Annotated in this window: 1 protein-coding gene; it reads right to left on the bottom strand. The window is 48.2% G+C overall.

Features of this window, described 5'->3' with window-relative positions:
• Window positions 1-49: 49 nt before the first annotated feature.
• On the bottom strand, window positions 50-274 hold a 225-nt coding region (locus HBA93_RS21090), incomplete at its 5' end, for an autotransporter domain-containing protein (protein WP_221724572.1).

The raw sequence follows: 274 nt of genomic DNA on the forward strand, positions 1-274 counted from the left end.
GATCGTTGTGACTGACACCGCTTTTATCGTCAGCGGTGTCAGACAAAAATCAGAATTTCACACTCAGATTAGCATTCACACTATTCTGGGTCAGTCCTGAACCGAATTGTCCCTGATAGCTTAGTCCAAGCATCGTAGCCGGATTAAGCTGCACATCAAAACCGGTTTCAATGAGCGCTGTATCGCGCGCAATTGAGGTTCCGAACGAGGTGAAAGTCGCAGATGTTCCGACAAAACCAGCTGTTGCGGCAGGAGTGACATCACCATAAGCATG

The sequence above is a fragment of the Ochrobactrum sp. SFR4 genome (genome assembly GCF_019730395.1).
Classification (GTDB): Bacteria; Pseudomonadota; Alphaproteobacteria; order Rhizobiales; family Rhizobiaceae; genus Pseudochrobactrum.